Here is a 16,691-nt window from a genome sequence, read left to right on the forward strand (position 1 = left end):
AATGTTTGAATAAACGAGCAAATGCGAACCGCAAATAGCTGTTTGTCCGATATTGTTCATTTCCCAAGAGATTCTCGATGTCCGTCTATCAGCTAAAGTCACAATTCCAGAATTTACTGCGGCCTTTGGTGGTGCGACTTGCCCGTGCGGGCATGACGGCCAATCAGGTCACAATAGGCGCAGCACTCGGGTCGGTCATACTTGGTGCGCTGCTTTTCTGCAGCGGCGGTGCGCTTTGGTTCGCGCTGGTGCCTGTCTGGCTTTTCCTGCGCATGGCGCTCAATGCGGTGGACGGCATGCTGGCGCGGGAGCACAACCAGAAGAGTATACTCGGCGCTTATCTGAACGAGGTTGGCGACGTCGTTTCCGATGCCGCGCTTTATGCGCCATTCGCCATTGTCGCACCCTTTTCCGGCGCATGGATGTTCGCCATCGTCCTGCTTGCGGTTCTGACGGAGTTCGTGGGCGTTACCGGCGCATCGTTGGGCGCAAGCCGCCGTTATGACGGCCCGATGGGCAAGAGCGACCGCGCGGTGGTCTTCGGAGTTCTTGGCGCGTGGATCGCCGTTGACGGCGGGTTGCCGGGCTGGGCGTTCTGGGTTCAACCGCTGCTGTGCCTGCTGCTGGCCGTGACAGTGATCAAGCGCGTGCGCGGCGGACTTGGCGAAGTTGCTGCTATCGCTCGAAGCGCTTGAGCACACCCAGCAGCAACAACGGCACGAATGTCGTAATCACGATGGCGATGAAGGCCATCGCCATGCCAAGGCCGACCGAACCCTGTTCGAACTGACGCCAGATGAAGATGGATATGGTCTGCATGCCGACAGGCGCGACCAGAACCGAGGCGACCAGTTCACGCGTTGCGACCGCAAACACCAGCAGCATGGCGGTAATCAGGCTTGGTGCGATCAGCGGCAGCATGATGCGGCGGAAAGCCATAAAACTGTTGGCACCGCAAACGCGGGCGGCGGCTTCCAGATTATCGCCGATCTGGTGAAAGGCGGCGGTGGCATAGCGGATCGGCTGCGGCAGCAGGATGCAACAATAAGCGAGTAGCAATATGAGCGGCGTGTTGTAGGGCGAGACCGGCAGCGATGGCTGGTTCCATGCCAGAATGAGACCAACCGCCACCACGACGCCGGGCAGGGCGTTGGGCAGGACGGTCAGCACATCAAGCCAGAAGCGCCCGCGAAACCGCAGTTTCACCACCGCATAGGCGGCGACGGCACCAAGGAACCCGGTCAACAGCGCGCTGCCGAGGCCGAGCGACAGGCTGTTGAACAGTGCGCGCATGCCGCCAGCACTGTTTTCGGCGATGGCTGCGAAATTGTCGAAGCCGAGATTGGCGGGCGTCAGTCCGCCGGAGACGGTTTTGGACAAAGCCGTGGCGAGGATCGCCAGCAATGGAATGCCGGTGGCCGCAAAAGCGACCAGCGCAAACAGCGCCACCACCGGCGCGGTCATGGCGCCCAGCGGGCGCTTGTCCTTCGATTGCGGCTTGCCACCCGTGGTCACATAGGAGCGGCGGGTCAAAATCCAGCGCTGGATGAGGAAAGCCGCTAGTGACAGGCAGACCAGCGTGAGCGAAAAGACCGAGGCCCCGGCCAGATCAATCGGCCAGTCGGAAATGCGCAGGTCGATCTCCGTCACCAGCACTTCAAAGCCCGAGCGGCGTCCAAGCGCTGCTGGCGTGCCATATTCCTCGATGGCTGCCGCGAAGACGAGCAGCAGGCTTGCCGCCAGTCCCGGTGTGGCGAGCGGCAGGGTGATGCGGAAGAAGGACCGCCATGGCGAGGCGCCGAAGACACGCCCCACATCGGAGTATCGCGCACCAACCGCTTCGATGGTGCGCGATACCGCGAAATAGACCAGCGGAAAAGTGTTGAGCGCCATAACGAAACTCATGCCCGCGAGCGAAAATAGGAACGGTGCCAGATGGAATCCGGCAAGCTGTTCGAGATAGCCGCGCGGCTGCAAGGTCATGATCCAGCCAAGCGTCGCAATATAAGGCGGGATCATGAAGGGAACGAGCATCAGCACGTCCCAGACAACAGCAAAGGGCACTTTGTAAAGCGCGCGAAACACCGCGAGCGGCAACGCGATCAGCGCTGACAGCACGACCACGCAAAGGCCAAGCAGCACCGTATTGGCGCTCATGCGTAGAAGCTTCGGATCACCGAACAAGGCCGGAAGATGCAGGAAGGGCTCGGCCAGCGAGCCCTGTCCCAGTTTTGGAAAGACAGCCTGAAGCACGATGAAGACAAAAGGCACGGCCACAACCAGCGCCAGTCCGGCGGTGGCGACAAGTCCGAGCGGGTTGGCGCCAGCGCTGCTATTTGTCTTCATGACGATGCTTCTTAATTGCTGGCTGCGAAGATCGCGCCGAATTCCTTCAGCGTTTCATTGCGCTTGCCATAGACTTCCTTGGCGTCGATGGTCAGGATTTTCAGGTCGTTGATCAGCGGACGATTGGCCGGAATATCGGTGCGCGATGGCATCAGATAGGTTGCGGCAACCAGTTTCTGGCCTTCGTCGGACAGCATGTAATCAATGAACTGCTTGGCCTCGTCCTGGTTCTTCGACCATTTCAGGATCATGGCCGGACGCGGCGCGACAACCGTGCCGGAAGTCGGGAAGATCACGTCGATGGATTCGCCCTTGGCCTTGCCTGCAAGCGAGATGTAATCGACCGCGCCGAAAACGGCGGCCTTAGCACCCTGAAGCACCGGGTTCAACGCTTCGGCATTGGCACCGGCGACGGTCGCGCCATTGGCGCGCAGGTTCTTGAACAAATCCCAGCCCTGCTGCGACTGAAGGGCGGCGACCAGTTCGAAGCTTGCGCCCGACTGGGCCGGATCGGGCAGGTTCACCAGATCCTTGTATTCAGGCTTGGCGAGATCGGCCCATTCGGTTGGCTTCGGCGTTTTGCTGGCCGGGTTCCACGCGATGCCAAGCGCCGAAACGCCCTGTGCGACGGCGGTTTCGGTTTTCAGGAACGCTGGCACTTTTTCGGCATTGGGGCTGGTATAGGCAACCAGCCAGTCACGCTTGGTGAAATCGGTTGCCGTGTCCCAGGATGCCGAGATCAGCACGTCCACCACCGGATTGGCGGCCTCGGCTTCGATGCGGGCCATAACCTTGCCGGTCGTGGCCTGAAACACATTGACCTTGGCGCCGGTCTTGGCGGTAAAGCCGGTGGCAAGCTTTTCGATGAGGCTGCCCGGGCCTGCCGAATAGACGGTGATGTCGGCATAAGCCGCCGTGCTGGCGAGCAATGCGGTCATAAGCGCAACGCCTGCGCCGAGAATGGATTTCGTCATGTGTGCCTCCTGAGATATTGCCTGTGATGGTCTTATTTTGAGAACCAGCGCAGCTGGCCCGGATCGATGGCGATGCCGACAGGAACACCCGGCGACAGGCGGACGGCATCGAGATAGGTCAGGTCATGCCCGGCATTCTGGTCGCCGATACGAACCGTCGTCAGATGGCCGTCACCGCGAAACTGGCTGCGCAAAACCGTGGCCGGGATCGCCGTGTCATTGAGTGGTACGCTGCGCACGGAACGCGACGGCAAAAGCACATGCGTTACCCCATCCGGGGTTTCAGTATGGGCGATGCGGATATCGGTTTGGGTGATGCGATAGGCATCGTTATACCGTTCGACCGGCACGACGCAGCCCAGACGCAGAAAATCGGCGACTTCCGGCGATTTCGGCTGGGCCACCAGCAGTTCGGGTGCGGCAAGCTGCTCGATCACGCCGCCTCGCATCACGGCAACCTGATCGGCCAGCGAGAAAGCCTCGCTCTGGTCGTGGGTAACATAGATGGCGGTCAGGCCGAGATTGGAAACGAGCTGGCCGATTTCCGTGACCATGTTTTCGCGCAGTTCACGGTCGAGATTGGAAAGCGGTTCGTCGAACAGCACCAGTCCCGGTTCGGCGACGATGGCGCGGGCAATCGCCACGCGCTGCTGTTGCCCGCCGGACATGTCGCTGATGGAGCGATTGCCGAAGCCAGTCAGCCCGACGCGATCCAGCGCGGCGGTGACGCGCTTTTCACGGTCGGCGCGGTTGATTCCGCGCATTTCGAGTGGAAAAGACACATTGCCGAAAACCGTCATATGCGGCCAGAGCGCATAATCCTGAAACACCATGCCGAGATGGCGCTTTTCCGGGGGCACGAAACTGCGGCTGGCCGCATCTGCAACCGTGACGCCATTGATCGTGACGGAACCTTTGGTCGGTGCGAGCAGGCCCGCGACAAGGCGCAGGAGTGTCGTCTTTCCGCAACCCGATGGCCCGAGCAGGGCAAGGGTCTTTCCCTTGGGAAGCGTCAGGCTGATGTGGTTCAGAATGGTCGCCGGGCCATAGGCAAGGCTGAGACCTGCCGTCTCAACGGCAATATCTGCGGAAACTGGACGGCTATGTAACATTTGCCTGCAATCAAAACGGTTTCGCCGCTTCTATTCGGATTGCATGACGCGTGTATGACAGGCTGTGATTGCACCGTCAGAATGCAAAAACCCCGCTTGCGCGGGGTTTTGTGGTTCAGTCCGCCAGGACCAGAAGATCGTGCGAGGCGAAATGCACCGTCACCTTATCCCCGCGCTGCGGCGGTGGTTGTGTCGGGTCGTTGAACGTATCGAAGGACAGGCGGTTCTTGCCGAGCGCCACGCGTGTGCGGATGACGGAACCGAGGAAATGCACATCCTCGATGGTCGCATCCAGCGACGTGTCGTGGCTCTTGCGCGCTTCGAGGCTGACAGCTTCCGGGCGCAGCGCCAGCGTGACCGGCTTGCCCTTCGGATGATGGCCGAGCGTGTCGCGCACGGTGATCATGCGCCCGTCAAGGTCGATGCCGTTCTTGTCCGGTTCGCTGACCGAAGCTTCCAGCATGTTGAGCGTGCCCACGAAGGAGGCGACGAAGCGCGAGGCCGGGCGGTTGTAAATGTCGAAAGGCGATCCGATCTGGTCGGCGCGGCCTTCATGCATGACCACGATGCGGTCGGAAATCGACAGCGCTTCTTCCTGATCATGCGTCACGAAAACCGTGGTGATGCCGAGCTTTTGCTGGATGGTGCGGATTTCCTCGCGCAGACTGATGCGGATCTTGGCATCAAGCGCCGAGAGCGGTTCATCAAGCAGCAGCACCTGCGGCTTGGTGGCGAGCGCGCGGGCCAATGCAACACGCTGCTGCTGGCCGCCGGACATCTGGTAGGGATAGCGGTCCGCCAGATGGTCGAGGCGGATGAGGCCGAGCATTTCCTTCACCGTGGCATCGATTTCCGCCTTCGGCTTGCCCGCAACGCGCAGGCCGAACGAGACATTCTGCGCAACCGTCATGTTGGGAAACAGCGCATAGGCCTGAAACACCATGCCGATATTGCGCTGGTTGGGCTTAAGGTCCACCACGTCGGTGCCGTTGATCTCGATGGAGCCGCTATCCGGGTCTTCGAAACCGGCGATCATGCGCAGAACGGTGGTCTTGCCGCAGCCCGACGGTCCGAGGAAGGAGACGAATTCGCCCTTTTCCACGGCGAGGTTGAAATCGTGGACGACGGTATTGGCGCCGAAGCTCTTTTTCAGGTTCTTGATATTGAGAAAAGCCATGAACGTTACCCGGCGGTTGTCTTGAATTTATTGAGGCGCGAAACGAGCTGCAACATGATGATAGCGAGCCACGTAATGCCAAACGAGATGATCGCCAGCGCGGACGGTTCGTAAGCGCGGTTGGCGCCGACCAGCTGGAGATAAGGCCCGAAAGCCGGACGGTTCAAAAGCGAAGCCAGCGTGAATTCGCCGATGACGATGGCAAAGGTGATGAAAGCGCCGCTCATCACACCCGAAATCACATTCGGGAAGATGACCTTGAACATGATGGTGGGCCAGCTTGCGCCAAGGCTCTGGGCGGCTTCGGTCAGCGTGTTGACGTCGATGGTGCGCATCGCCGTATCGACGGCGCGATACATGTAAGGCAGCGACAAGGTCATATAGCCGAACATCAAAAGCAGGTCGGTCGCGCGGGTGGACGCCGTAAATGGCAGCCATGACGACGAATTATAGATGCGCAGATAGCCGAACACGATGACGATGGCCGGGATGACCAGCGGCATCAGCGTGATGAATTCCATCACCGGGCGCAACTGCGGCAGGCGCAGACGCACCCAATAGGCGGTCGGCACCACCAGCAGCACACCGAAGATGATGGTCAGGATGCCGAGCAGGATCGAATAGCCGAAGGTTGCCTGGAAATTCGGATCGGTGAACACGACACGATAGGCGTCGAAGGAATATTCGCCGCGCCGCATGCGCAGCGAGAATTCGAACGTGCCAATGAGCGGGACGAGGAAGTAGACCGCGCCAATGAAAAAGGCGATCCACGCTCCAATTTTCTGGGCTGTCGAGCCTTTCATCGCTGCCACCTTTCGGCACGCATACGCAGCCAGATATAGATCAGATTGGAAATGCCGGTGATGACGATCATGCCGAGCGCCAGTGCATAACCAAGGTTTTGGTTATGCAGAACGTCGCCGCGGATCTGCGCATAAAGCAGGATCGGCACGATGTTGAGCGACGAGCCGGTCAGCGCATAGGCGGTTGCAATAGCGCCAAACGCATTGGCGAAAAGCAGCAGTGTGGTGCCGAGCAGGCTTGGCCACAGGATCGGAAAGGCCACCATGCGCCAATATTGCGCATTGGTTGCACCGAGGATCGAGGAGGCCTCGCGCCATTCCTTCTTCAGACCGTCCAGCGCCGGCGTGAGGATCAATACCATCAGCGGAATCTGGAAGAAGAGATAGGTCAGCGTCAGGCCAAAGAAGCTCAAAAGGTTGAAGCCGGTCGCGTAGAGATTGAAGCCGAACCATTCGCGCAGCAGGATCGTCACGAAGCCGGTGCGCCCCAGCGTCGCCAGAAAGGCGAAGGCGAGCGGCACGCCGGCAAAATTGGACGCGACGCCGGAGAAGGTCAGCACGGTCGGGCGCAGCCAGGACGGCAGATTGCCTAGAACCACCGCCCAGGCCAGAAAGAAACCGATGATCGCGCCGCCAATGGCCGATGCAAGGCTGACCTTGATCGAAATCCAGTAGGCGCTCATGATCTGCGGCTGGAACAGATCATTGATGTTCTGGAGCGTGAGATTGCCCGCCGGGTCCTGAAACGCGCCGATGATGAGATACATCGTCGGCCAGATCAGGAAGAGAATGGCGAAGAGGAAAAACGGCGCCACGCCAAGCCATGTCAGCGGTAGTCGGCGTTTGCGCACGCTACCGACCGGACTGGCTGGGGCTGCTGTATCGGCTACTGAACTCATGCGCTCTTTCTTCGGCTGTTCGTTTCGCACTGCATTTCGGCTTGTGGCGCGAAGCGTGCGGAAACAGGCAAGATACACGACAGATCGGTCGAGTAGAGGCCACAAAAAGGGAAAATCGGCGTTGGACCGATTGGGGAAATCCCCGTTCAGCCCAACGCCCTTTTCATAGAACCATCGTCAGAAACGAACGAAGTCGCTTACTTGACGTTGGCGCCGACGACGCTATCCCATTCCTTGGTGATCGTTGCCTGCGCGGCGTCGATCTGTTCCAGGGTCGGGAAGATTGCCTTTTCATAGGCGGCTGCGTCCGGCAGCTTGTCCAGCAGATCCTGCGGGATCTTGCCAGCCTTGCTCATCGCGTTGAAGCGAATCGGGTGGCAATAGCCCTTCAGATAGCCAATCTGGCCTTCATCCGAATAGATGTGCTCCATCCACAGCTTCGCAGCGTTCGGATGCGGTGCGTAGGCGCTGATGGCCTGCACATAGACGCCAGCAATCACGCCCGTCTTCGGGATGATGGTTTCAACTTCCGGGTTGCCCTTCAGCGTGTCGCGGTCCGCGAGCGCGTTGTAGTCCCAGCGGATGATGATCGGGGTCGAGCCCTGCGCCAGCGACGCGGCCTTGCCGATGACCGGCACGAAGTTGCCCTTCGCGTTCAGGTCCTTGAAGAATTCCAGACCCTTCTTGCCCGCGGCTTCGCCTGGCTCTGCACCGGCTGCGATACCGGCAGCATGAACGCCGAGAATAGCCTGTGCCGAAACGCGCGGATCGCCAGCGAGCGAAACGGAGTTGGCATAGTCGCTCTTCAGGAGGTCAGCCCAGTCCTGCGGCACATCCTTGATGATGTCCTTGTTCACCTCGAAGGCCAGAACGCCGTAATAGTCGCCGTACCAGTATCCTTCAGGGTCCTTGGCGCTATCCGGAATTTCGTCCCAGGTCGAAACCTTGTATGGCTGGATCAGGCCGTCTTTCTTGGCCGAGGTGCCGAAAGCAAAGCCGACGTCGATGACGTCCGGAGCCTGCGGGCCCTTATTGTCCTTGTTGGCCTTAATGGCTTCAATTTCATCGCCCGAACCGGCATCCGGGTTCAGTTCGTTGACCTTGATTCCGTACTTGTCCTTGAAGCTCTGGATGACTTCGCCATAGCCGCACCAGTCATGCGGGAGGGCGATGGTGGTCAGTTCGCCTTCTGCCTTGGCTGCAGCGATCAGTTCGGCTGACGGCTCGGCAGCGGCGATGGAAACTCCGGCAACGGCGATAGCGGTCGAAAGCGATAGCAGACGCGCTGTATAGCTAAGCATTGTTTGACTCCCCTAATATTAGGTCGGCGAAAGCCCCCGGCCAATTCCGGAGCCCGCGCCTACCCGTTACCCGCCCGACATGACGGTTGGATGACAGTTTGCTGCTTGTCACAAATTGCCAACAACAGAAAGTGAAACACGTTTTCAGTGACTTAGCAATTCATCCCTGTGGGGGAGGAACATTTTTATGACAAGAAATGTGACAGAGCTTTCGCGGTTGTCACATTTTAAACGGAAGCTGTTCCCGCTACGACAAGGATTTGCCTGCTCGCGGCGCGGTTGTATTTTTCTCCGCGAAAAACGAAAAAACCCGAAAGGTGTTTGAACCTTTCGGGTTTCGTATGAAAGCCTGGGAGGATGCTTTCGAGGGTTAATGCCCGCCGCCACCACCGGCGACCTGCTTTGGCTTGCGCAACAGGATGGCGCAGACGGCCAGCGTGCAGAACATCATCGTCAGAATGAAAAACACGTCGATGAAGGACAGGAGCGTTGCCTGCTGCCGGACCATGCCGGAAAGTTTGGAAAGGGCGATGGTCGGGCCGTCGAGACCGGCGGCGTTGTACTTCGCCGTCAGATTGGCCACCATCTGCTCGGCTTCCGCATTGCCCCAGCGCACATGTTCGGCAAGCCGGTCGTAATGCATATCGCCGCGGCGCGTCAGGATGGTGTTGATGACCGCAAGGCCGACAGCACCGCCGAGGTTACGCGTCAGGTTGAAAAGGCCCGAGGCGTTTTTCAACAAGGCAGGCGGCAGCGTGCCCAGCGCCAGATTGTTGATCGGCACCATGCAGAGCATCAGCGAACAGCCGCGCAGGATCTGCGGGAGCAGCAACTCGTGGAAATCCCAGTCGGCGGTCAGGCCGGTGACCATCCACGTTCCGGCAGCAAAGCCGAGGAAGCCGATCATCATCATCAAACGCGGGTCCATGCGATTGGACAGGAAACCCGCAACCGGCGCCGTCATGAACATGGCCAGACCGCTGACGAACAGCGCTTCGCCGATCTGCAACGCATCATAGCCGCGCACGCTGGCGAGATAGAGCGGATAGAGATAGGTGAGGCCGTAAAGCCCGACGCCCATCACGAAGGAAAACAGCGATCCAAACGCGAAATTGACATTCTTGAAGGCGCGCAAATCCACGATTGGTTCTTCGGATGTGAAGGCGCGATAGAAGAAGAGAATGCCGCCGACGGTCATGACGATGGACAGGATGAAGATGGCTTCATCCTGCAGCCAGTCGTTGCGCGGGCCTTCTTCCAGCACATATTCCATCGAGCCGAGGAAGGCTGCCATGCCTACAAGACCCCACCAGTCGAACTTGCTCAAAAGCGAGCTGTCGCCTTCATCGAAGTCGATCAGGTTCCAGGCGGCGATGGTGACGAGAATGCCGGGTCCGACATTGACCAGAAACAGCCAGTGCCAGGAAAAAGCGTGGCTGAGATAACCGCCGACTGTCGGGCCGATGGTGGGCGCAAGCGTCGCCACAAGACCGATCATCGGCGAGACGATGGAGCGCTTGGACGGCGGGAAGATGGTGAAGGCTGCCGCGAACACGCTGGGGATCATGCCGCCGCCGATGAAGCCCTGGATGGCACGATAGACGATCATCTGATCGATATTCGTCGCGGTGGCGCAGAGCATGCTGGCCAGCGTGAAACCCGCTGCCGACAGCGTAAACAGCACGCGCGTCGACAAAAGCCGCCCGAGGAAACCGGACAGCGGGATCATGATGACTTCCGCGATCAGGTAGGATGTCTGCACCCACGAGATTTCGTCGGAACTGGCGCTCAGGCCTGCCTGAATTTCGGAAAGCGATGCCGAGACGATCTGGATGTCGAGGATCGCCATGAACATGCCGAAGACCATGGCCAGAAAGGCGACGGCCTTTTTGGGGTCGATACGGTCGTCTGCCGGGGTCATAGGCCCCATCGTGGTGTCTGCGGCCATAACGGCGCACTCCGGAATGAAAGAGAAGACGGCGCAGAGTTAAAAGCCGCGCCGCTGCTTATTCTTGCGACAGTCGTATAGCCGAACGGTTAGTTCGCCTTGTCTTCAGGGGTGGTGCGCGTATCGATGTCCACGATGACGCTCAGGCCGGCGCGAATCTTGCCGGAGTCCAGCGCATCCTGCGGGATGGCGATACGAACAGGCACGCGCTGCACCACCTTGGTAAAGTTGCCTGTGGCGTTTTCCGGCGGCAGAAGCGAGAACACCGCGCCCGAGGCCGGGGCCACCGAAACGACCTTGCCGTCGAACTTGGTGCCATCAATGGCATCGACATAGATGTGCGCCGTCTCGCCGGTCTTGATCTCGGCGAGCTGCGTTTCCTTGTAGTTGGCATCGATATAAAGCTCACCAACCGGGACCAGCGCCGCGATCTTCTGGCCGGGAGACACGAGGTCGCCTTTCTTGCCGGACAGATTGCCAACCACGCCATCGAACGGCGCGCGTAATGTAGTGAAAGCCAAATCACGGGCAGCTTTATCACGAGCAAGTTCTAGCGATTTCGTGCCGCTGTCCGTTTCTTTATATTGGGCTTTGAGAACGTCGATATTCGCCTTGGCGGAAGCGATCTGCGCATCGGCATTGGCGACATTGGCGCGTGCCTGGTCGAGCGACGACTGCGCCGTGTCGAGATCGGCCTGGGCGACAAAACGCGTTTCGTGCAGTTTCTGCACGCGCGTCAGGGTGGACTGCGCATTGGTCAGAACGGCGCTTGCCGCCTGCTTCTGGGCTTCCGCCTGCTGTTGGGTTGCCTGGGCTGCCGTCGTCTGCGCGACGATGCGGGCCAGCGTTTCCTTTTGCGTGGAAAGCTTGGCTTCTGCTTCATCAAGCGCGATCTGGTAATCGCCAGGATCAAGCTGGAAGATCACATCGCCAGCCTTGACGCGCTGGTTTGCGGCAACCGGAATATTGTCGATATAGCCCGTCACCTTCGGTGCGATGGACGCAATGTCGCCCTGCACATAGGCGTCGTCGGTCGAAACCATGAAGCGGCCAACGGTCCAATAATCATAGCCATACCAGAGGCCTGCGGCCACAGCCACGATCAAAACGCCCGGCAGCACCACGCGCTTGCCGAAACTCTTTTTCCCGCCACCTTTTGCGGTATCCTTATGCGGCGCTTCCTGCGGGCGCGCATTGGGAACAGCATGAGGCTGCGTTCTCTCATTCTTTGGCGCCTCGTTGGTCTCGGGTGCATCACCCGGCGCAAAGGTCTTGGCCGTGGGAAGTTGGGCCGTGGGAAACTGGCGAATATCGGCCTGATCTACAGACTTCTTGGCAGTCATAGGTGAAACTTTCTGCACATCCAGTGGATTGAACCGCTCGGTTCGATGTTGACATAATCCAATAAGATGCGCATATCAAGCGATATCGAACCGCTCGGTTCGAAAAATATGTAAGAGTTTTGTGATATGAAGCCCGAACGGCATACCAAAGAAAGCCCCGACACGCTTACCACGCCTGATCTTGATCGGCATGATGCGGGCGGAGCTGCGGCCAATTTCGCCGGAACGGGCAAAAAGTCGGAAAAGCTGCCAAAATCGGAAAAGTTGAAAGCCGGTTCATTTGCATGCGCGCCTGAAACCGAATGCGGACGCACGAGGCTTGGCGCTGGCCAAGATCCGGCAAAGCGCAGCCAGATACTGGAAGGCGCGCAAAGCGTGTTCCTGCGCATGGGTTTCGACGCCGCCAGCATGAACGACATCACCCGTGAGGCGGGCGTGTCGAAGGGCACGATCTACGTCTATTTCAACAGCAAAGAAGACCTGTTCGTCGCCTTGTGCGAGCATTACCGCCATACCATGTTCAGCGCCCTGATCGGCAAGCTGGACAATGGTTTCTCCAATCGTGAGGAACTGACGGAGTTCGGTATTGCGCTGGTGACGTTAATAACCTCATCGACCGCCATTCGCGCCCAGCGCATCGTTTTAGGCGTGAGCGAGCGCAAGCCGGAACTGTCGGCGCGGTTTTATGATCGGGGTCCGAAGCGCAGTCTGGTCGCCATGGCCGAATATCTGGAAAAGATGATCGAGAACGGCGTTTTGGAGCCGTTCGAGGTTGACCGGGTTGCCTATCAGCTCTCCGATCTTTTCCTTGCCGGGCTTTATCGTCCGCGTCTGTTCGGCGTGATTGCTGACGAGCCAACAGAAGAAGCTATCCGCAAGAATGTCGAAACAGCGGTCGATTTCTTCTTCAGAGCATACGGCAAGAGAAGCTGACATCACGTATTTGTACCAATAGGGAACATGCTTTTCGAAACTGTGCCTTATTTTCACTCTGTTCTTGTGTGTAACAACTTGCGGCACAATAATTGCGAGTTGCCATGAGGCGTATTTTTTTTGTCACTTATAAACAATTAAGCAGTTTGTCGGGCGCGATTCGAAACATAGTCGCCAGCAGGACATAAGGCGACAGAACGAAAGCTTAAGCGGCTTGATTCTTAAGGATATTTCGCATGACACTTGACCTGATTCATTTTCCTAATTTCAAGAAAACGTTTTTTGGAGCGGCATTTCAGAGCGACACGCTCACACTTCTGACCCGCATCCGCGATGAAGTCGGCTGCCGGCACATCATGCACGCCTATCGTGGCCGCATGAACGAGTGTGCCAAGCTGAATTCCTCCGATCTGACGTTGGTGATGACCGTTCCGACCGCCTGGTCGGCGCGCTATTCGACGAAGAACTACTTCGCCATCGACCCGATCTTCCAGGAGGATGCGCCCTATTTCTCAAACGATGGCAGCGGCATCGTGCGCGATTTGCAGGAAGATGCCGCCATCTGCCCGGCGGTTGCGGAACTGTTGCAGGACGCTGAAAAGCACGGGCTCGGCAATATTTTCATTGCCGTTTCCGCGCGCAATCCGAAAGGCGCGTCCGGCTGCACGCTGTTCTCGTTCGAGATCGACAAGGACGAGGATCGCGAACAGTTCGTGGCGAAGATGCGTCCGCGTCTGTTGAGCGTCTCGGGCGTCATTCACAACGCGCTGTGCGGCCATAAGGACGCCAGCTCAGTGGCAAGCCTGCTCACTCCGCGCGAGGTGGATTGCCTGCGTTGGGCGGCCAATGGCAAGACCGATGGCGAGATTGCCGATATTCTCAGCATCGCCCGCTGGACAGTGGTGACCTATCTGCAGAACGCCAAAATCAAGCTGAATTGCTCCAACCGCACTTCGGCGGTGGCGACGGCTCTGTCGCTCGGCATCATCGAAATGCCGGGCACCGAGCATCTCATGTAATTCAGGCAAACGCGGCTCGTTGGCGAGCCAGACATGGCGCTTCCGGGTAAAAAGGAAGCGCAGGCTACTTTATTTATTGTGTTTATTGATTGCATTTTAGAACGCAGGGCGTTCCAGCCCTGCTGGAAAATACACTAGCCGCTTGAACTGCTTGCATGACACCGGATGCGTTCGCTCGCGTCCGGTGTTTTGTATTCAGGCTCTTTTTTTCAATGGCATTCTCGCGGCGCTGAAAGCGGCTCGCAAACGCGCCGTGTTCTTCGCCGGGTCCTGATCGGCGTCTTCGAAGGTGATGTGGTTCAACTCCACACCCGCCGTCTTGTCGCTGAGGATCAAGCGGAAATAGGCGTAAACACCCTGATTGCGGAATTCCATATCCAGCACGACCGATGGAGGCGATTGCCAGTCGCAGCGATAGTCGCCGCCATGGCCCAACTCCAGTGTGCCGGGGAAGAAATAAAGCTCGGTCGCGGAGCTCACGACATCGGCAATATTGGCAAACAGCTCGCAGCGGATGAAGGCGATATAGTCAGCCGGATCGACGAGACGCAGCTCCGCCACCACTTCATGCAGGTTCTCGGCGATGATCGCTTCGCGTTCGTTCGAAAATTGCAGGCTCTTCATCGTGTCACCATCGATCCATAAGAACGGGCCAATAATATTTGGGAATAGGGCAAAGTCATAGTTGTACCATTAGTGTACCGCATGCCGCGTATTGATGATGCGGATGAGTTCGGCAACGGCTTTATAGAATTCCGGTGCGATCATCTGGTCGACATTCACCTGCTTATAAAGTGCACGTGCCAGGGGCACGTCCTCGAAGACTGGTATCGAGTGCTGGGCGGCGACTTCTCTTATCTTGAGCGCGATCAGATCCTGTCCCTTCGCAACGACGACCGGAGCGGCGTCTTCATTCGGCTTGTAACGCAGTGCTACGGAGAAATGAGTCGGATTTGCGACAATCAGGGTGGCGGTCGGCACGGCGCTGATCATGCGGCGGCGCGCGCGGTCACGTCCGAGCGAGCGCAGGCGCGATTTGACCAGCGGATCGCCTTCCGATTGCTTCAGCTCGTCTTTGACTTCCTGCCGCGTCATGCGCAGTTCCTGACGCCAGTGGATGCGCGACCAGGCAAGGTCGAAAGCAGCGATGGCGGTGATCGCCAGCACATTGGCGACCAGAAGGCGCACCATGTTCTCGCGCAGAAATTCCGGCAGCGCGCTCGGCTCGGTCGCAATTGCATCCGTGAACAGGCTGTTGCCCTGAAAGAACACGATGAAGACGATGAGGCTGGCGGCGAGAAACTTCGCCACCGATTTCAGGAATTCCACCTGACCTGAGCGCCCGAAAATGCGCTGCCACCCCTTGAGCGGCGAAATGCGCGAAGCCTGTGGACGAATGCGCTCGCCCACAATGCGCGGCGCGTTCTGGAAGGCGGACGAGGCTATGCCTGCCAGCGGAATGATGATGAAGACCGGCACAAGGGCTGCGCCAACCGCCAGCGCCAGCACGCTGAACAGGCGGCTAGCATCCTCGGCGCTGTTGAGAACCCAGTCCTCGGGACGGTCGATCAGTTCGCGCAGGAAGACTGCGAGCTTTGTCGTGGCGGGTGCGGCGACAAACACGGCGATGACCAGAAACGAGGCGACGCCAGCGAGTATCGGCGTTTCGCGGGAGAAAGGCATATTGCCCTTTTCCAAGGCGTCGCGGATCTTCTGCTCGGTCGCTTCTTCTGTTTTGCTTTCCTTATCGGTATCGTCCGCCATGCGTCACACGCGCACTCACGCAGAGGCTTCGTTGGCGTCGAGGGTGATGATGCCCCGCTCGGAAAGGTCGATGGCGATGCGCGAAATCGTGCGGCGTGCGTCTGCGATATTCTGGGCGGTGATATTGCCCTGCTCGGCGCCAAGCTCCGTTTCCACCATGCGGCGGCCACGGGTGGAGAGCGAGGACAAAACGAGTTCCTGAAGCCTGGCGTCTGCACCACGCAGCGCGGTTGCGATCTGTTCGGTCTGCACTTCATCGAAGAGCAGCAGACGCGCGCGCTGCGACAGGCGCTCGATATCTTCGAAGGTGAAGAGCTTGGCCTTGATGCGGTTGAGGTCGTCGCGATTGAGATCTTCAAGGCTCGCCATCAGTTCTTCCATCTCGTTCTTGTCGAGCTGGTTGAAGATATTGGCAATCTGGCCGTGATGGGCTTTGACCGGGCCGGAATCGCTGCGGCCAAGCAGATCGCGGCGCAGCACATCTTCCAGCAGTTCGGCTGCGGCGGGCGCGACATTGCCGATATGCAGCGAGCGCTGCACGACGGCATTGCGCAGCTGCGGCGGCAGGGCGACGAACAGGCGCGCGGCAAGGTCCGACGGCAGTTTGGAGACGATATAGGCGATGATCTGCGGATGCTGGTCGGCCAGATAGGCTTGCAGGCTGTCAACCGGCAGGCGACCGAGCTGCACCCAGACCGATTCCTGCACCAGCTGCGGCTGCACGCGTTCTTCGAACACGGCATCCACTTCTTCCTGCGGCAGCGTATCGCGCAGCAGACCTTCGAAGCGCTGGGCGGCTTCCGAAACGGGCGCGCCCTCGGCAAATGAATCCTCGAATTCCTTCACCAGCTGTTCGAAATCGAGCGGCGAGATCGGGTCCAGCGTGCGGGAATGACCGGCAAGCTTGCGCAGGTCCTCGGCGCTGAAATGCTTGAGAAGGCGTGACGCAGCCGGACGGCCAATAGCCACGAGAATGGCTGCCGCCTTTTGTGCGCCGCTCAGCGTATCGATGATGCCGCTCGCGCTTTCTTCAGTGATGGCCTGCTGCTCTTTTTCGGTCATGGAGATATCC

General features: G+C 58.8%; 15 protein-coding genes. 3 read left to right on the top strand and 12 right to left on the bottom strand.

Annotation, left to right across the window (positions count from 1 at the left end; all coding sequences use genetic code 11):
- The first annotated feature begins 77 nt into the window (after positions 1-77).
- Entirely contained in the window at positions 78-695 is a 618-nt protein-coding gene (locus ABWW11_RS18620) for a CDP-alcohol phosphatidyltransferase family protein (protein WP_109367916.1), read from the top strand.
- On the opposite strand, the gene ABWW11_RS18625 is transcribed toward ABWW11_RS18620, so the two are convergent.
- The 9 genes from ABWW11_RS18625 to ABWW11_RS18665 all read right to left on the bottom strand — a co-directional run bounded on the left by ABWW11_RS18625 (position 676) and on the right by ABWW11_RS18665 (position 11,903).
- Positions 676-2,346: an ABC transporter permease gene (locus ABWW11_RS18625; protein ID WP_109367915.1), complete on the bottom strand. Its 1,671-nt coding sequence runs from the start codon at positions 2,344-2,346 to the stop codon at positions 676-678. The genes ABWW11_RS18620 and ABWW11_RS18625 overlap by 20 nt on opposite strands.
- A gap of 11 nt (positions 2,347-2,357) precedes the next feature.
- Entirely contained in the window at positions 2,358-3,320 is a 963-nt protein-coding gene (locus tag ABWW11_RS18630; RefSeq protein ID WP_109367914.1) for an ABC transporter substrate-binding protein, read from the bottom strand.
- 32 nt (positions 3,321-3,352) lie between these two features.
- Positions 3,353-4,432 carry an ABC transporter ATP-binding protein gene (locus ABWW11_RS18635; RefSeq protein ID WP_109367913.1) on the bottom strand — a complete coding sequence of 360 codons (1,080 nt, stop codon included), beginning with the start codon at positions 4,430-4,432 and terminating at the stop codon, positions 3,353-3,355.
- A gap of 115 nt (positions 4,433-4,547) precedes the next feature.
- Positions 4,548-5,609, bottom strand: coding sequence for an ABC transporter ATP-binding protein (locus ABWW11_RS18640; RefSeq protein ID WP_109367912.1), 1,062 nt, complete (start codon positions 5,607-5,609; stop codon positions 4,548-4,550).
- 5 nt (positions 5,610-5,614) lie between these two features.
- Positions 5,615-6,412, bottom strand: a complete 798-nt coding sequence (locus ABWW11_RS18645; RefSeq protein ID WP_109367911.1) for an ABC transporter permease — start codon at positions 6,410-6,412, stop codon at positions 5,615-5,617.
- Complete coding sequence (locus ABWW11_RS18650; protein WP_109367910.1) at positions 6,409-7,311, bottom strand: ABC transporter permease; 903 nt, start codon at positions 7,309-7,311, stop codon at positions 6,409-6,411. The genes ABWW11_RS18645 and ABWW11_RS18650 overlap by 4 nt, the downstream gene beginning before the upstream one ends.
- 197 nt (positions 7,312-7,508) lie before the next feature.
- Positions 7,509-8,612, bottom strand: coding sequence for an ABC transporter substrate-binding protein (locus ABWW11_RS18655; RefSeq protein ID WP_109367909.1), 1,104 nt, complete (start codon positions 8,610-8,612; stop codon positions 7,509-7,511).
- A gap of 370 nt (positions 8,613-8,982) precedes the next feature.
- Entirely contained in the window at positions 8,983-10,560 is a 1,578-nt protein-coding gene (locus ABWW11_RS18660) for a DHA2 family efflux MFS transporter permease subunit (RefSeq protein ID WP_109367908.1), read from the bottom strand.
- 89 nt (positions 10,561-10,649) lie between these two features.
- Positions 10,650-11,903, bottom strand: coding sequence for an HlyD family secretion protein (locus ABWW11_RS18665; RefSeq protein WP_319080431.1), 1,254 nt, complete (start codon positions 11,901-11,903; stop codon positions 10,650-10,652).
- A 126-nt stretch (positions 11,904-12,029) separates the two neighbouring features.
- On the opposite strand from ABWW11_RS18665, the gene ABWW11_RS18670 reads away from it, so the two are divergent.
- Together ABWW11_RS18670 and ABWW11_RS18675 are read left to right on the top strand one after the other, a co-directional pair.
- Positions 12,030-12,836, top strand: a complete 807-nt coding sequence (locus ABWW11_RS18670) for a TetR/AcrR family transcriptional regulator (RefSeq protein ID WP_109367906.1) — start codon at positions 12,030-12,032, stop codon at positions 12,834-12,836.
- 236 nt (positions 12,837-13,072) lie between these two features.
- The gene (locus ABWW11_RS18675; protein WP_109367905.1) at positions 13,073-13,855 is read left to right on the top strand and encodes a helix-turn-helix transcriptional regulator; all 783 of its coding nucleotides are present in this window, start codon (positions 13,073-13,075) and stop codon (positions 13,853-13,855) included.
- Between the two features lie 195 nt (positions 13,856-14,050).
- On the opposite strand, the gene ABWW11_RS18680 is transcribed toward ABWW11_RS18675, so the two are convergent.
- The 3 genes from ABWW11_RS18680 to ABWW11_RS18690 all read right to left on the bottom strand — a co-directional run bounded on the left by ABWW11_RS18680 (position 14,051) and on the right by ABWW11_RS18690 (position 16,681).
- Positions 14,051-14,479: a BspJ family T4SS effector nucleomodulin gene (locus ABWW11_RS18680; RefSeq protein ID WP_109367904.1), complete on the bottom strand. Its 429-nt coding sequence runs from the start codon at positions 14,477-14,479 to the stop codon at positions 14,051-14,053.
- 69 nt (positions 14,480-14,548) lie between these two features.
- Positions 14,549-15,619 (bottom strand): flagellar biosynthesis protein FlhB, encoded by a 1,071-nt coding sequence (gene flhB, locus ABWW11_RS18685; RefSeq protein ID WP_109367903.1) that lies wholly within the window; start codon positions 15,617-15,619, stop codon positions 14,549-14,551.
- A 15-nt stretch (positions 15,620-15,634) separates the two neighbouring features.
- A complete protein-coding gene (locus tag ABWW11_RS18690; protein WP_109367902.1) occupies positions 15,635-16,681 on the bottom strand; it encodes a flagellar motor switch protein FliG in 1,047 nt (348 codons plus the stop codon).
- Positions 16,682-16,691: the final 10 nt, after the last annotated feature.

The sequence above is a fragment of the Brucella sp. NBRC 113783 genome (assembly GCF_040372265.1).
Lineage (GTDB): Bacteria > Pseudomonadota > Alphaproteobacteria > Rhizobiales > Rhizobiaceae > Brucella > Brucella teleogrylli.

Coding starts and splice junctions, on each gene's coding strand:
- ABWW11_RS18690 (WP_109367902.1), bottom strand. CDS start 16,681: ATGACCGAAAAAGAGCAGCAGGCCATCACTGAAGAAAGCGCGAGCGGC.
- ABWW11_RS18625 (WP_109367915.1), bottom strand. CDS start 2,346: ATGAAGACAAATAGCAGCGCTGGCGCCAACCCGCTCGGACTTGTCGCC.
- ABWW11_RS18660 (WP_109367908.1), bottom strand. CDS start 10,560: ATGGCCGCAGACACCACGATGGGGCCTATGACCCCGGCAGACGACCGT.
- ABWW11_RS18665 (WP_319080431.1), bottom strand. CDS start 11,903: ATGACTGCCAAGAAGTCTGTAGATCAGGCCGATATTCGCCAGTTTCCC.
- ABWW11_RS18670 (WP_109367906.1), top strand. CDS start 12,030: ATGAAGCCCGAACGGCATACCAAAGAAAGCCCCGACACGCTTACCACG.
- ABWW11_RS18630 (WP_109367914.1), bottom strand. CDS start 3,320: ATGACGAAATCCATTCTCGGCGCAGGCGTTGCGCTTATGACCGCATTG.
- ABWW11_RS18635 (WP_109367913.1), bottom strand. CDS start 4,432: ATGTTACATAGCCGTCCAGTTTCCGCAGATATTGCCGTTGAGACGGCA.
- ABWW11_RS18680 (WP_109367904.1), bottom strand. CDS start 14,479: ATGAAGAGCCTGCAATTTTCGAACGAACGCGAAGCGATCATCGCCGAG.
- ABWW11_RS18650 (WP_109367910.1), bottom strand. CDS start 7,311: ATGAGTTCAGTAGCCGATACAGCAGCCCCAGCCAGTCCGGTCGGTAGC.
- ABWW11_RS18640 (WP_109367912.1), bottom strand. CDS start 5,609: ATGGCTTTTCTCAATATCAAGAACCTGAAAAAGAGCTTCGGCGCCAAT.
- ABWW11_RS18620 (WP_109367916.1), top strand. CDS start 78: ATGTCCGTCTATCAGCTAAAGTCACAATTCCAGAATTTACTGCGGCCT.
- ABWW11_RS18675 (WP_109367905.1), top strand. CDS start 13,073: ATGACACTTGACCTGATTCATTTTCCTAATTTCAAGAAAACGTTTTTT.
- ABWW11_RS18655 (WP_109367909.1), bottom strand. CDS start 8,612: ATGCTTAGCTATACAGCGCGTCTGCTATCGCTTTCGACCGCTATCGCC.
- flhB (WP_109367903.1), bottom strand. CDS start 15,619: ATGGCGGACGATACCGATAAGGAAAGCAAAACAGAAGAAGCGACCGAG.
- ABWW11_RS18645 (WP_109367911.1), bottom strand. CDS start 6,412: ATGAAAGGCTCGACAGCCCAGAAAATTGGAGCGTGGATCGCCTTTTTC.